Origin of the sequence: Pseudoxanthomonas sp. LjRoot127 (assembly GCF_964253495.1) — a bacterium.
In the GTDB taxonomy this organism is placed as follows: domain Bacteria; phylum Pseudomonadota; class Gammaproteobacteria; order Xanthomonadales; family Xanthomonadaceae; genus Pseudoxanthomonas_A.
Window position 1 is genome coordinate 1,250,971 of record NZ_CAXUQR020000001.1, and the last position, 13,375, is coordinate 1,264,345.

At 68.3% G+C, this 13,375-nt stretch carries 13 protein-coding genes; 4 read left to right on the plus strand and 9 right to left on the minus strand.

All coding sequences use genetic code 11. The features are described from left to right. The first annotated feature begins 79 nt into the window (after window positions 1-79). The 4 genes from ACSQ19_RS05980 to ACSQ19_RS05995 all read left to right on the plus strand — a co-directional run bounded on the left by ACSQ19_RS05980 (window position 80) and on the right by ACSQ19_RS05995 (window position 2,180). Window positions 80-583, plus strand: coding sequence for a fasciclin domain-containing protein (locus ACSQ19_RS05980; RefSeq protein WP_296279000.1), 504 nt, complete (start codon window positions 80-82; stop codon window positions 581-583). Between the two features lie 127 nt (window positions 584-710). After that, window positions 711-1,424, plus strand: a complete 714-nt coding sequence (locus ACSQ19_RS05985) for a DUF6445 family protein (protein ID WP_436000603.1) — start codon at window positions 711-713, stop codon at window positions 1,422-1,424. A gap of 51 nt (window positions 1,425-1,475) precedes the next feature. Further along, window positions 1,476-1,724: a DUF3297 family protein gene (locus ACSQ19_RS05990; RefSeq protein WP_296278944.1), complete on the plus strand. Its 249-nt coding sequence runs from the start codon at window positions 1,476-1,478 to the stop codon at window positions 1,722-1,724. Between the two features lie 81 nt (window positions 1,725-1,805). After that, window positions 1,806-2,180, plus strand: coding sequence for a YciI family protein (locus ACSQ19_RS05995; RefSeq protein ID WP_296278943.1), 375 nt, complete (start codon window positions 1,806-1,808; stop codon window positions 2,178-2,180). Window positions 2,181-2,187: 7 nt separating this feature from the next. On the opposite strand, the gene ACSQ19_RS06000 is transcribed toward ACSQ19_RS05995, so the two are convergent. The 9 genes from ACSQ19_RS06000 to ACSQ19_RS06040 all read right to left on the minus strand — a co-directional run bounded on the left by ACSQ19_RS06000 (window position 2,188) and on the right by ACSQ19_RS06040 (window position 13,183). Then, the gene (locus ACSQ19_RS06000; protein ID WP_436000605.1) at window positions 2,188-4,122 is read right to left on the minus strand and encodes an alpha/beta hydrolase family protein; all 1,935 of its coding nucleotides are present in this window, start codon (window positions 4,120-4,122) and stop codon (window positions 2,188-2,190) included. A gap of 71 nt (window positions 4,123-4,193) precedes the next feature. Further along, on the minus strand, window positions 4,194-5,528 hold the full coding sequence (locus ACSQ19_RS06005) for a T6SS phospholipase effector Tle1-like catalytic domain-containing protein (RefSeq protein ID WP_436000607.1): 1,335 nt from the start codon (window positions 5,526-5,528) through the stop codon (window positions 4,194-4,196). A 21-nt stretch (window positions 5,529-5,549) separates the two neighbouring features. Next, window positions 5,550-6,080 carry a hypothetical protein gene (locus ACSQ19_RS06010; RefSeq protein ID WP_436000609.1) on the minus strand — a complete coding sequence of 177 codons (531 nt, stop codon included), beginning with the start codon at window positions 6,078-6,080 and terminating at the stop codon, window positions 5,550-5,552. Window positions 6,081-6,290: 210 nt separating this feature from the next. Next, window positions 6,291-6,698, minus strand: a complete 408-nt coding sequence (locus ACSQ19_RS06015; RefSeq protein WP_296278939.1) for a VOC family protein — start codon at window positions 6,696-6,698, stop codon at window positions 6,291-6,293. A 10-nt stretch (window positions 6,699-6,708) separates the two neighbouring features. Next, complete coding sequence (locus tag ACSQ19_RS06020) at window positions 6,709-7,134, minus strand: YciI family protein (RefSeq protein ID WP_296278938.1); 426 nt, start codon at window positions 7,132-7,134, stop codon at window positions 6,709-6,711. A gap of 113 nt (window positions 7,135-7,247) precedes the next feature. After that, on the minus strand, window positions 7,248-9,347 hold the full coding sequence (locus tag ACSQ19_RS06025; RefSeq protein WP_436000612.1) for a gluconolaconase: 2,100 nt from the start codon (window positions 9,345-9,347) through the stop codon (window positions 7,248-7,250). Between the two features lie 70 nt (window positions 9,348-9,417). Continuing rightward, a complete protein-coding gene (locus ACSQ19_RS06030; protein ID WP_436000614.1) occupies window positions 9,418-11,148 on the minus strand; it encodes a prealbumin-like fold domain-containing protein in 1,731 nt (576 codons plus the stop codon). 262 nt (window positions 11,149-11,410) lie between these two features. Then, on the minus strand, window positions 11,411-12,154 hold the full coding sequence (locus ACSQ19_RS06035) for a TonB family protein (protein ID WP_436000616.1): 744 nt from the start codon (window positions 12,152-12,154) through the stop codon (window positions 11,411-11,413). Between the two features lie 48 nt (window positions 12,155-12,202). Next, window positions 12,203-13,183, minus strand: a complete 981-nt coding sequence (locus tag ACSQ19_RS06040) for an isoaspartyl peptidase/L-asparaginase family protein (protein WP_296278998.1) — start codon at window positions 13,181-13,183, stop codon at window positions 12,203-12,205. Window positions 13,184-13,375 lie beyond the last annotated feature (192 nt).

Sequence of the window (13,375 nt, forward strand, 5' to 3'; positions counted from 1 at the left end):
CGCCCTGCTCGCCGCCTTCACCGCTGCTGCGTGCTCGCCGAAGACCGCCGAAGCCGAAGCCGACGCCGGCGCCGCCCCGATGCCGGTGGCCGAAGCCAGCGATCCGGCACCCGCCGATGCCGCCGCACCGGCCGTCGAGCAGAAGGACGTGGTGGATACCGCCATCGGTTCGCCGGACCACACCACGCTGGTCAGTGCGGTGCAGGCCGCGGGCCTGGTCGATACGCTGAAGGGCGCAGGCCCGTTCACGGTGTTCGCACCCACCAACGCCGCCTTCGAAGCGCTGCCCGCCGGCACCGTCGACACGCTGCTGAAGCCGGAGAGCAAGGCCGACCTGACCGCCGTGCTGACCTACCACGTGGTGCCCGGCATGGTGGACGCCGCCACGCTGACGCAGCAGATCCAGGCCAGCGGTGGTACCGCCACGTTGAAGACCGTGCAGGGCGGTGAACTGAAGGCGCAGGTAGTCGATGGCGGCGTCACCCTGACCGATGCCAAGGGCAACACCGTCAAGGTCACCACCGCCGACCTGAAGGCCAGCAACGGCGTGATCCACGTGGTCGACAAGGTGCTGATGCCGTAATTCCTCGACGGCAGCACACGCCGGGGCGGTCGTGGTGGGCCGCCCCGGCGTTCTTTTGTCTCCACCACCGCGAAGGTCTATCGTGGCGCCGCCGGCCCGCATGCCGGCGCCCGCGGGAGGCCGTGCCATGTTCAACCCACGTCCCTCGGTGACGCAGGTTCCGCTGGGGCAGGGTCGCATCTGCGTCGTCCTCGACGACGCCCTGCTGTCGCCGGAACGCCTGCCCGCCTTTGCGGACGCCTACCGGGAAGACTTCCACCCCGCTTCGCCCGACGTGTTTCCGGGTCTCCGGCTGCGCATGCCGGACGACTTCACCGCCTTGCTTCATGACGTAATGCGCGACCATGCCCGCCACACGCTCGGCGTGCGACGCATCCTGCGCAGCACCAGCCGCCTTTCGCTGTTGACCCTGGCAGGCGACGCATTGCCGCCGTCGCACTGGCTGCCGCGTCGCGAGCGTTGGCACGAACCCGACCAGCGCCTCGTCGCCGCAGAACTGTTCCTGTTCCGGGACGCCACGCTGGGCGGGACGCATTTCTTCCTGCCCATCGTGTCGCCGCAGCAAGTGGCGGAGATCGAACACGACGCCGATGCCCTGTCGCCGGACGCGTTCTCCCGACGCCATGGCGTGGCAGCGGGCTATCCGCACGCGTCCACGATCGCCTGCTTCGCGCACGCGGTCACGGTACCGGCACGCTGGAACCGCCTGGTGATGCACGATGCCGACGTATTCCGCGCCCCTGCGGTGCCGCATGGCGTCCGGCTGGACACCGCTCCGCGCCGCGGGCGGCTGACGCTGCAGGCCACGCTTGTCTGCAGCCGCAACCGCGTGGCCTGGTGAGGCGGGCGCTTCGGTTATCCTTGCGCCCCCGACGACCACGCGACGCCTTCCATGTCCGACACGCCTCCCGACCACCTGGCTTCCGACCCGCGCAGCCCCTTCTACAACGCCGAGGCGATGGACCGCGGCGTCGGCATCCGCTTCAACGGCGTGGAGCGCGACAACGTGGAGGAGTACTGCATCAGCGAAGGCTGGGTCCGCGTGCCGGTCGGCAAGTCGAAGGACCGCCGCGGCAACCCGATGACGATGAAGGTCAAGGGCACCGTGGAAGCGTGGTATCGATCGCCTGCGGGCGAGTGATCCGGGCGCGGCCCGCGCCTGAACGGCCCTGTCATGCCCGCGTGGCACAATCCCGGCCTGCACGGCACGCCGGGAGGGCGCATGAAGTTCCTGTTGATGATCTACACGGATGACCAGCTGCTGGATGCGCTGCCCGAGGGCGCGTTCGACCGCATGATGCACGGCTGCATCACCCACGCCGACGAACTGAAGGCCGAGGGTACGTTGATCGACTCCCAGCAGCTCGAGCATGGCAGCACCGCGCGTACCGTGCGCGTGCGCAACGGCAAGACGCACGTCGTCGACGGCCCCTTCGCCGAAACGAAGGAGATCCTCGGCGGCTACAACCTGATCGAGGCCGACAGCCTGGACGAGGCGGTACGCATCGCGCAGGAATTCCCGTGGATCGGCACCGGCAGCATCGAGGTGCGGCCGGTGCGCGATTTCGAGGCGGTACGCAGGCGCGTCGGCGCCTGATCCCCGGCTACTTCGCTTTCGCGCCGCCCAGGTGGCGCGACAGGAAGTCCAGCAACCTGGTGTAGTAGGTGCGTCGGTTGGCTTCGGCATAGAAGCCGTGGCCTTCGGTGCGCACGTACAGCGTCTCCACCGGCACGCCCACGGCCTTCAGCGCCTTCTCCATGCGCTCTGTGTGCGCCTGCGGCGCGATCTCGTCCTTCCCGCCCGCCGCCAGAAACACCGGCACCCTGATCTTCGCTGCCAGCGAAGTGGGCGAAATGTCGGCCAGCGCGGTGCGATCATCACCCACCCAGTCGTTCATGTAGTTGCCGACCCATTTGGCATTGCGCGATTTCTGCCGGTGCATCAGCTCTAGGTCGTACACGCCGACATAGCCGGCCGCGCAGCGGTACATCGCCGGCTCCTTGGCCACGCCCATCAGGGCCGCATAGCCGCCATAGCTCGCCCCATACAGGCAGATCCGCTGCGGGTCCGCGATCTTCTGCTCGATCGCCCAGCGCGTTGCGTCGGTCAGGTCGTCCTGCATCGCGCCACCCCACTCGCGCGCACCGGCCTGCATGTGCGCGCGCCCGTAATTGCCCGAGCCGCGGAAATTGAGGCGTAGCACCGCGTACCCGGCGCGCGCCAGCATCTGCGCCTCGTCGTCGATCTCCCAGCGGTCGAAGATGCCGATCGGCCCCCCATGCGGCATCACCACCAGCGGCAGCGGCCCCTGGCTACCGCGCGGACGCGTCAGGTAACCATGCAGCGGAAGACCGTCCCGCGCTTTCAACGCCACTGATTCGCTGGGCGACAACGTCGCTGGATCCAACCATTTGCGCCTGCTGAAGATCAGATCGGCAGCATTGGTCTGCGTGTCGAACAGATAGAAATCGCCGGGACTGGCGTCGTTCCAGATATGGACGATCTTCAGCTTGCCGTCGCGCGTGCCGGAGGTGATCAGGATCGAATGTCCAGGAAACGATCGCTCCAGCTTGCGATACAGGCGCGCAGTCTCCGATTTTTCGTCGAAGAACACCGTGCGGAGCCGGTCGTGCATGAAGAAGCTGCCCACGGGCGTGCGCCCGCCCGGTGCGCGGATGATCCGGTAGGGATCCACCACTGCATCGCGCAGCACCTGCGTGCGCTCGCCGGTCTCCGTATCCAGGGCCACGATCGCGTCCGGCCCTTCGCGCTGCTCGACCTGCAGGTAGGCCGTGCGGCCATCGGGCGCGAAACCCAGCGGCACCTCGACACGCCGCGTCGCGTTCTCGTCGTTGACCAGCGCCCACGGGGTACCGCCACTGGGGCGGTGATAAAGCTTGCTGGCGTTGTCTTCGCCCGCCCCGAGCGCGAAGCGGACCTCGCCCGTCGCATCGACGACGAAGTCGGCACGGCGCACCGGGGCGGTGGCGAGCGTGTCCAGGCTGCCGTTGTAGGCATCCAGGCTCATCAACCGCGTGTTCGGCATGGACGTGTCGAGCGCGTACATGCTGATCAGCACCTTGCGCGGATCATTCGGCATCGGATCGACCAGCTCGGCCGCGCGCGGCTGGACCTCGTTTCCGTCCAGGCCATAGCGCGCAAAGATCTGCCGACGCACGGAGCCGTCCACGTTCGTCGCATACAGCTCGCCGGTGGCGTAGGGCTGGTCGCGCGAACCGTACTTCTTCGCCACCGACACGACGACGCGGTCGTCGCTCACCCACCAGACGTCGTCGATCACACTGTCCGCGCCGGCGCTGATCTTGGCGGTGATCTGACGGTCGCTGCGCCGCTGCACCGCGAGGATGGTCTGGTCCTCCAGCGGCACCGTCAGCGCGTAGTACTCGCCGGTGGGCGAGATCTTCAGGGTTTCCAGCACGTCCTGCTTAAGGAACGGCTCCAGGTCCACCTGCGCGTGCGCCCATGGCGCAAACAGGCATCCCAGCAGGATGCCCACACTCCTTGCTACCCGTTCCATGGATGCCTCCCGTGGCATCGTTTTCCCCGGGCGGATTAGACCGCAGGGCGACAGGAAGCGACAAGCATGTCTCAGCGCGCTAGCGCGGCAGGCTCGCGCTGTGGTTCTGCCGGCGCAGTCAGGGTGGGCGGCAATTCGTGCAGGCGCTGCTGCCCAGACCGCAACCACGCCTGTCCCGTCTCTCCGTGCAACTGCTCGCGCGCTAGGCGTTCGATCGCTCCGCCATCGCCCCGTCGTGCGGCGTCGAGCAGTTGCTCGACCATGCGGCCGTCACGGACGGGTTCCGCGGGTACCGCGCCGATGGCGACCGGCCGCCACGCCAGCGTCGAGGCCATCGCCTCATTGCGCGGTTGCGCGTCCAGGCAGTCGATCCTGCACAGCGGCGCCGGCGCGAGTTCTTCCTGCATCCCGCGCACGCCGGCCCTGTCGTAGATCGAGGTGCGGTAGAAGAACTGGTGCTCCTCGGACCGATGGATGACGTTGCGCGCGGGATCCATCGGTTCCTCGCGCTTGGCCAGGTAGGGCCTGTCGCTCAGCGCATTGAGGTAGTCGATCATCAGGTTGCCGCTGCGGACGCCGATGCCGTCCTGGGTGTACCCGCCGCCGATGTCGCTGTGCGCGCCCGCGACGGTGACATTGAGGAAGCGTCCCCCATCGGTCACGCCCGGGTCCATCACCCGCGTGGACTGGAACAGGTTGCGCCGCTCGTCGTCGGCGGTGATCTGGAAGCCCGACACCACAGAGGGCGGCAGACGGCGGTCGTGGTCGCGCGGCTCGCCCGTACCGACCGGATCGAACAGGCCGACGGCCTGGATGACGGTGCCGGGTTCGCGCAGATTTGGGCGGGTCGGCTCCAGCCTTTCGATGCGGCCGTTGCGGTCGCGCACGACGTCCATGCCTCTCGGATCCTGGATACCCCGCTCCTCCACCAGGCGCGTGAAGCCCGCCGCCTGCTCGGCACCACGACTGAATCCGATGGCGGCAATGCGGATGTCGGCGTCGGGATTGTCGCGCAACCACGCCGAAGCCTGCTGGATGAACTGGAAATACATTTCCTCCATGCGGGGTTCGTAGGTACCGCCGGTGGCCTGGTCGATGACACCACCCAGTCCACCCTGCGTACCGGGACCTTCGACGTACCCAAAGCCGATCGTCGGATCCTTAGACTGCTCGAGCTGTTTCGCGATGCGCGCCACGTTGGTGTGGTTCTCCGGCGCATCCTTGTACATGCTGTTGCCGGTGCCGTCGAAGGCAGCGACGAACAGCCGGTGATCCGGCGTATCGCCGTCGCGGAGCAACGGCGCCGAGAAGCTCGCGAGTTGCCTGCTGGCGTCCGGGAATGTCGCCAGATCCGATGCCGTCGCCGGTACCGTGCTTACACCATCGGGATGCCGTTCGCCGCCCATGCTCCACTCCCTGGAGGTGCGTCAGTAGGTTCTCGTCCAGGCCAGGACGAGATCGTCGCGGAAGCCGCTGTACTTGTTGCCCGGCACCTGCAGTGTCTTCGTCGGCACGAAAGCGCGCATGTAGACATTGATGGTGCGATCGTTGACTTCGAGGATGATGTCCGGATCACCCAGGTCTCCATGGATCTCCTCGCGCGGCACGTTGTGCAACACGATGCGGTCCTTGAAGATCTCGCCGATATCGACCTCGGCCTCATGCGGCACGCCGTCCTTGGAGCGCCATTGCACTTTCGCTGGTGCCGGAAAGTTGCGCCGGGCGATGTGCCCAGCGCTGAGAAGCTTTTCGTGACTCGCACGATACGAAGAGATGGGAGGGCTTACCTCGTCGTCACGGTCGACGCCGTGGACGAAACCGCTGTACACGATCTTGCACCCGATGGTATCGAAGCAGTGCGCGCCGAAGTTGTGCTGGAAAAACTTCAACGGCCATGCCGACGCAGCCGGGTCGCCGGCCTTCCTTCCCTCAAGACCTGATTCCTGCGTCATGGCCATGCCCTGGCATCCTGCGGTTGAGACGATCATCGCCGATATCAGCGCCAGCGATCGCGCGTGGCGCGAAGAACGTCCGGGGAGTGTCGGCTTCCTGCCCTGCATTCATGCACCTCTCGCCTCATGCGTCGCTTCATCATTTACGACAGATGCACGACGCATGCAAGCTTTCGCAGCCGGTTCCGGGCGTCTGGCCGCCTACATTCATGTACATCAATCCGCCGGCATGGCGCCTTCGTCCATGTGCACGATCTCCCACAGGTGGCCATCGGGATCCTGGAAGCTGCGTTGGTACATGAAGCCGTAATCCTTGGCTTCCATCGGTTCGGTGCCGCCGGCGGCGAGGGCCTTGCCGACCATGGCGTCGACGGCCGCACGGCTGTCGGCGGACAGGCAGAGGATCACTTCCGTATGCGTGCGCGCGTCGCAGATCGCCTTGCGCGTGAAGCCCTGGAAGAACGGCTCCACCAGCAGCATGACGTAGATGGTGTCGCTGATGACGACGCAGGCCGCGTTCTCGTCGGTGAATTGCGGATTGGTCGCATGGCCTAGCGCGGCGAAGAAGGCCTTGGACTTATCCAGGTCGCGGACCGGCAGGTTGACGAAGATCTGGGTGCTCATGAAAGTCCACTCACGGTTGATGGTCTGGCGAGATCTGCGCGGCGAGCCGTGCTTCCTGCTCGCGCAGCTCCGGCGTCAGCGCATCGCCGAAATCGTCGGCGTCGAACACCGGCCGCAGTTCGATCTCCGCGCCGCCATCGAACGGCGCGCGCTTGATCCACTCGATGGCTTCGTCGAGGCTGCGGACCTGCCAAAGCCAGAAGCCGGCGACCAGTTCCTTCGTTTCGCCGAAGGGTCCGTCGACGACCGTGCGCTGCCTGCCGTCGAAGCGCACGCGCACACCCCGCGAGCTGGGATGCAATCCCTCGCCGGCCAGCATGATGCCGGCCTTGACCAGCGCCTCGTTGAACCTGCCCATCTCCGTGAGCAATTCGGTATCCGGCATCCGGCCGGCTTCCGAATCGGCACTGGCCTTCACGATGACCATGACGCGCATTGCACCCTCCCGATCGTGCGGACCGGACACTCCGGCCGCTTTCAGGAGAACGACGAACCGCCAGGGCGCGGATCGACACGACGCTCCGGAACATTCGCGGGCGCGGTTTCCCGCTACGGGAGCCGCAACTTCAGGTCGCGGCGACCCTGTGCCTCGTTGCCGCTGTAGTCGCGGGCGGTGATCCTGAGGGTGTAGTCGCCGGGCGGGAGTTCGCCGGCCCGCCATGCGCCTTCGGCCCAACGGCCGTCGCGGACGGTATTGGTGACGCTGTACCGGAACCGGGTGACCGCACTGCCATGCACGGTGATGCCGCTTCCCGGCGCGTACGCCACCTGCACCGCATCATCGGACGGCAGCCGGTGGAAATCGAGCGTCATGCGCGGCGCTTCGAACCCCGCGACGGGCGTGCCGTCGTCGTGCAGCAGTTGGTAGCCCAAGGCATGCACGCCGAGGCGACGGCGCGGCAGGTTGCGGTCCACCTGGTCCCAGGCATCCACGACGATGCGCACGCCCTGCAGGTCCCGCGGCACCAGCACGCGTCCGTCCTCGCGCTGGTCGATCGGCTGGTCCAGCGTGTCGAACAGCGCGACGTCGTCGATGCGCGGCGGATAGGTGTCGGTGAACCCGGTGAAGCCGAGCGCGATCGCGTTGCGCTCGTAGCCCGAAGGGCCGATCGACAGGTGCACGTGCGCCATGCGGTTGACCGTGCCCAGCGGGTCGCCCGCGGCGAAGCGCGTGCCGCGCCGCACGCGGATGCGGCTGGGCGCGCCACTGAGGTCGTGGAGCAGCTGGAAGCGCGCCGGATCCAGCAGCTCTCCGCGCGGCGTGCGGCCGACGCGCATGTGGATGTAGTCGAGCGGGCCAAGACCGAGTCCTTCGCTCAGGCCATCGAAGTTCCAGGCGGCGGATGGACTGCTGACCTTGCCGTCGGCGATGGCGAGCACGGTGGCGCCGACGTCGCCGCGGATGTCGAGACCGCCGTGCAGGTGGTGGCGACTTTCCCCGCTGTAGTCGCCCCGGACTTCGCCGAGCGTGCCGACCACCTCATGCCACTGGTCCTGCGGCTGCAGGGGCCAGCGACCTGCGGTGACGGGCAGTGGATCCTCCGCCGACGGACCGACAGTCGCGGGGGCAGGCGCGACGCCGGCCGCCAGCGGCGCTATGCGATGCACCCGATGGGCACCCGCATCGGTGACGTGCACATCGCCACGCGCATCCACCGCCAGCCCCGCCGTGCGCGACAGCCGCTGCCCCGGCAAATGGCCGGCCAACACGTGCCAACGTCCATCGCGCATCACCTGCATCACCCGACCGGTGAACAGTTCGCCGACATACAGATGGCCATCGTGCGTGAGCGCCAGCGACAACGGCCTGCGTGGGCCTGCCTGCATCGGCAGGTCCGGCTGCAGCGGCAAGGTGCTGACCCCGCCCTGCGGCCCGATCCTGCGGATGGCGTCGTTGCGCAGGTCCGCGACCCACGCAACGCCGGTGGCATCCACGGCGATGCCGGTCGGCGTGTCGAAGCGCGCTTCGCCGCCGGTGCCATCCACGAAACCGGGCGCATCGCCGCCGGCGAGCGTGGTGACCACGCCGTCCCGGGAGATCAGGCGGATGCGGTCGTTGTAGGTGTCGGCGACATAGACGCGACCGCTGCCATCCACCGCGACCCCGATGGGTCCGTTGAATTGCGCCTGCATCGCCGCGCCGTCGCGGAAGCCCGGCTCGCCCGTGCCGGCCACCGTCGTCACCACGCCCTGCGGCGTGACCTTGCGGATGGCGTGGTTGCCGGTATCGGCCACGTAGAGATTGCCCTGCGCATCGCGCGCCAGCGCCGACGGCGTATGGAAGGCTGCCACGGTGCCGGCGCCGTCGATGAACCCCTCGCGCCCCCCGGCCAGCGTCGCCACGCTGCCATCGCGCGCGATGCGGCGGATGCGGTTGTTATCGCCGGCATCGGCGACGTAGCGCGTGCCGTCTTCCATCACGACGATGCCCCAGGGGTCGTCGAAGCGCGCGTTCGCGCCCAGCCCGTCGCTCGCGCCACGCACGCCGTCACCGGCCGCCAGCGACAGCTGGCCGGTCCAGCCGAACGGCGTGACCGGCGGGCCGGCCTCGGGGACGGGAACGGGAAAACGCGGCGTGACCAGGAAGGTCGCGGCCAGCGCGATGGCGGTCGACAGCACCACCACCCACAGCCAGGCGGTACGGCTCATTGCATCAGTGGGGCGAAGAACGGAGCCGCATCATGGAGATTCGCCCCTCGCTTGGGAAGCTCGCCGGGAATCAGAGTCCGCTGGCCGTGACCTGGCAGGGCACGGTGAAGGTCACGGTGCCGCCCGATGGCAAAGTCGGCACGGCCACGCCGCCACTGACCAGCGTCGGCAACGCCGCCGCCCCCGGACACGCCGCGCCACCGCTGGCGACGCAGCTGATCGGGCTGCCGGATACCGGACAGCTCAGGCCTGCGCCCGGCGTATCGCTGACCACCGCGCCATCGGCCGCGGTGGGACCCGCGTTCGACACGACCACGGTGAAGTTGGTCACCTGTCCGCTGGTGGCGGTGGCGGACGCGCTCGACTTCACCACCGACACATCCGTCACGCGCGCCCGGTTGGTGATCGTGCAGACGATGGCCTGGCCCGCGTGCGCGGCGGTCAGCGTCAACGTGTTGCCGCTGAGGTTGCCGCCCGAGCAGGTCCAGGCACTGGCGGTATACGTGCGTGCGTTGCCGGCCGCCAGGGTTTCGGCCAGCGTGATGACGTTGCCCGGCACGACCTGCACGGCGGAGCCGGTGTCGGTCTCGGCAGCGCTGTTCGCGGTGGAGGCCAGCGATGCGGCATTGGCGCCGCCGGTCGCGGACAGCGTCGCGGTGTCGTTGATCGCGGCGTCGATCCACGTCTTGGCCAACGCGAGCGTCGCGGTCGCACTGTTGGTCAGCGTGCAGGTGAGGGTCTGGTTGGCGCGGTAGTCGCCCGCGGCGATCGTGACCTGGCGCGCGGCCGTGTTGACGGTCGCGGTGACGGCGGCGTTGTTCTGGTCCGTACAGGTGGCGCCCGTCAGCGCGTAGCCCGTCGGGACCGTGGTCTCGGTCAGCGTGATCGCGCCGGCGTGGTTCGTCACCGGGTACGTCGTGGACGACACGGGCGTGTTCTGCGCGGTCGTCACCAGGTTGAACGCCTGCGCCAGTGCGTTGCTGGCGGTGATGCCGAAGGTGCCGGTACCGCCGACCGATTGCTTGCGCACGATGACGTTGCTGCCCTGGAAGCTCCAGCGCAGCTCCACTTCGTCGCCGCCCGCCGGGCCGACCTGGGTGGTGGTGAAGGTCAGGCTGGTGATGCCGGTGCCGTTGAAGCGCACGGAACCGCAGGCGGTACCGCTGGCGACGGTGGCCGCGTTGCCCGAAAGACACTCGGCATTCGCGGTGCCGGAGAAGGCCGTGCCGGTCGAACGCACGAACGTGCTGCCGGATACCTGGAACTGCGTATTGCCGCTGAGCCGCGTCAGCGACACCGCACCGCCCTGGGCCACCGAATTGCTGAGCGTCCAGCGCGAACTGTTCGGATCGTTGCCCAGTGCGCCGCCGAGGCGATCGACATGCAGCACCGGGTTGTCCACCGGCTTGCTGAAGGTGATCGTGTAGGTGCGGCTGGCCGTTTCGTGGAGCAGCGTCAGCGAGCGGCCGCCGGCGACCGTCTCGCCGTAGGGATCGCTCCAGCGGCTCGCATTGGTGGTGTTGAAGGTCCCGTTGGCATAGACCTGGTCGGACGTGCCGGTCCAGGTCACGGTGATGCCATCGAGGGTGGTGGTCGCCGAGGTCGCACCGTTGAGCGTCCACACCCCGGTGATCAACGCCAGCGCCGAGGCGGCCGCGAGCAGCATGGCCAGCAGCAGTCCGGCCTGGAGGGCACGGCGCAGCCCGCGGCGCGACGTCGCGGCATCGGAACAAGAACGGGAAGACGGACGGACGGAACGCGCGCCCTGCGGGCGCAGCACATCACTGGCGCGGTACGACATCGATGGACGGATCCCCTGACGCTTCTGTGGAAGAGGCGTTCCCCGGGTTCGTCCGACTCACCGACTTTCCCGCCTGCCCCTGCTGGCACGCCGACCCAAGACGCCGTCCAGGCAAGGAGGGGCGGACTGCAAATGTGATCCGTATCTTAGCTTACGGAATTCACATTTGCGATCCACGTCACACTGTTCCGGAATGGCGGGCCCTCCCCGGACAGGCCGGTGGCCACGGCGACATCCCGCCGTTGCAGCCCGTCCGGCCGGATCAGCCGGTCTCCCGGGGTTTGAACGGGGAATCCAGGACCACCGGACGCTGCGGGTCCGTGCCGCCGGCGGAGGCGGCCCTGCACTCGGGCGACTGCGCAGCCTGTTCCTTTTCCGCCCGCTCCGCGCGCCGCATGCCCATGCCGCCGCCCATGGCGAAATCCACCGGGATCGCCAGCTGGGTGGCGATCGGTACCCCATCGACCTGCTCGGGCACGTACCGCATCGCGGCCACCCAGTCGCGCAACGTCTTTTCGAACGGCTTCAGTGAGCCCGACAGGGGCTTGATGCTGCCGACAGTCGCGACACCATCCTGGCCGACATTGATCACGACGCGGAAGCTGCCCTCGCTTCCCATGCGTGCGGCATCCACCGGATAGCGCGGCGGCGCGGCGATGAGCGCGCCCTGCGCGAGAGCCGGGCCATTGGAACGGTAGTCCAGCGCCATGCGCATGCCGCCATCGGGCAGCGGCACGGCACAGGCATCCATGAAGACATGGGTCACGCCGGCCTTGGCGACACCGCCCACCTGCGCAGGCTCGAAACGCCAGCGCAGCACGCGCTCCTCGATGACGCCACGCACCACGGCCGGCAGCTTCTCGTTCGCCTGTACCTGCTGCGGCACGCCCTGTTCGTCCAGGACGACGCGTGCATTGGCGTAGAACCTGACCGGCTCCGCTGCCTTCTCGCCGGCCGTCAGCGTGAACGACACGGCCAGCAACCCCACTGCGACACTGCCTTTCATATCCCTGCCCCTTCCCCGTCGAGGGAAGGAGCATAGCCCCATCGCGCCTCAACGCGCGGGCAGCGCGTCTTCCTTGTAGATCGCCACGTGCGGCACGCCGTCGGCCCCGATCCAGCCGCGGTACATGCCCTCGGTATTGAAGGGGAACGCCATGCTGCCGTCGGCGCCCAGCGCGATGGCGCCGCCGTCGCCGCCGGCTTTCGGAATGTCGCGGTTAATCACGCCCTCGGCGGCGCGTGCGATGCCGTAGCCGGCCAGGCGCACGCGCGCGCAGACCTCGTGCGCGGCGGATGCGCGGATGTAGTACTCGCCCCAACCGGTACCGGAGAACGCACAACGGTCATCGGCCCAGGTACCGGCGCCGATGATCGGCGAGTCGCCCACGCGGCCGTAGCGCTTGTTGGTCATGCCGCCGGTCGACGTACCCGCCGCCAGCTGCCCCTTCGCATCGAGCGCCAGCGCACCGACCGTGCCGAAGTAGGCCTTGCCAGGCAGTTCCAGCGGCGTGTTGCTCGCCTGCGCCTGCTTCTCTTCCTTCAGCGCATCCTGCAGCTGCTGCCAGCGCTTCTCGGTACGGAAGTACGACGGATCGACCAGGGTGACGCCCTGCTCCTTCGCGAACGCTTCGGCGCCGCCGCCGACCATCATCACGTGCCGGGATTTCTCCATTACCGCGCGTGCGAGGGTGATCGGATTCTTCACGCGATGCACGCCCGCGACCGCGCCGGCCTTGCCGGTGGCGCCGTCCATGATCGAGGAATCCAGTTCGTTCTTTCCGTCGTGCGTGAACACCGCGCCGCGGCCCGCGTTGAACTGCGGCGCATCCTCCAGCACGGTGATCGCCGCGGTCACGGCATCGAGCGCGGGCTTGCCGGCCTTCAGCTGCGCGTGGCCGGCGCGCAGCGCAGCTTCCAGCGCCTTGCGCGCGGCATCCTCGTCCGCTGGCGTCATGCCGGCGCGCTCGACGCCCGCACCGCCGTGGATCACCAGCAGCGGCGAATCCAGCGCCGCCAGCACGCCGTTGCGCACCGCGTAACGGCGCTCGGCGGCAGGCTTGTCGACGCGCCCATTCGGCAGGTGCAGCACGGAATCGACGCCGGCGATGACGGTGTCGACACGCTCGAGGTTCATCGGTTCGTCTTCGACCTGCTTCTGTGCGAACCCGCCCTTCACCACCGTCGCGCCCGCACCGGGCGCCGTGGCGTACACGCGCGCCGTCCC

Coding starts and splice junctions, on each gene's coding strand:
- ACSQ19_RS05980 (WP_296279000.1), top strand. CDS start 80: ATGCCGGTGGCCGAAGCCAGCGATCCGGCACCCGCCGATGCCGCCGCA.
- ACSQ19_RS05985 (WP_436000603.1), top strand. CDS start 711: ATGTTCAACCCACGTCCCTCGGTGACGCAGGTTCCGCTGGGGCAGGGT.
- ACSQ19_RS05990 (WP_296278944.1), top strand. CDS start 1,476: ATGTCCGACACGCCTCCCGACCACCTGGCTTCCGACCCGCGCAGCCCC.
- ACSQ19_RS05995 (WP_296278943.1), top strand. CDS start 1,806: ATGAAGTTCCTGTTGATGATCTACACGGATGACCAGCTGCTGGATGCG.
- ACSQ19_RS06000 (WP_436000605.1), bottom strand. CDS start 4,122: ATGGAACGGGTAGCAAGGAGTGTGGGCATCCTGCTGGGATGCCTGTTT.
- ACSQ19_RS06005 (WP_436000607.1), bottom strand. CDS start 5,528: ATGGGCGGCGAACGGCATCCCGATGGTGTAAGCACGGTACCGGCGACG.
- ACSQ19_RS06010 (WP_436000609.1), bottom strand. CDS start 6,080: ATGGCCATGACGCAGGAATCAGGTCTTGAGGGAAGGAAGGCCGGCGAC.
- ACSQ19_RS06015 (WP_296278939.1), bottom strand. CDS start 6,698: ATGAGCACCCAGATCTTCGTCAACCTGCCGGTCCGCGACCTGGATAAG.
- ACSQ19_RS06020 (WP_296278938.1), bottom strand. CDS start 7,134: ATGCGCGTCATGGTCATCGTGAAGGCCAGTGCCGATTCGGAAGCCGGC.
- ACSQ19_RS06025 (WP_436000612.1), bottom strand. CDS start 9,347: ATGAGCCGTACCGCCTGGCTGTGGGTGGTGGTGCTGTCGACCGCCATC.
- ACSQ19_RS06030 (WP_436000614.1), bottom strand. CDS start 11,148: ATGTCGTACCGCGCCAGTGATGTGCTGCGCCCGCAGGGCGCGCGTTCC.
- ACSQ19_RS06035 (WP_436000616.1), bottom strand. CDS start 12,154: ATGAAAGGCAGTGTCGCAGTGGGGTTGCTGGCCGTGTCGTTCACGCTG.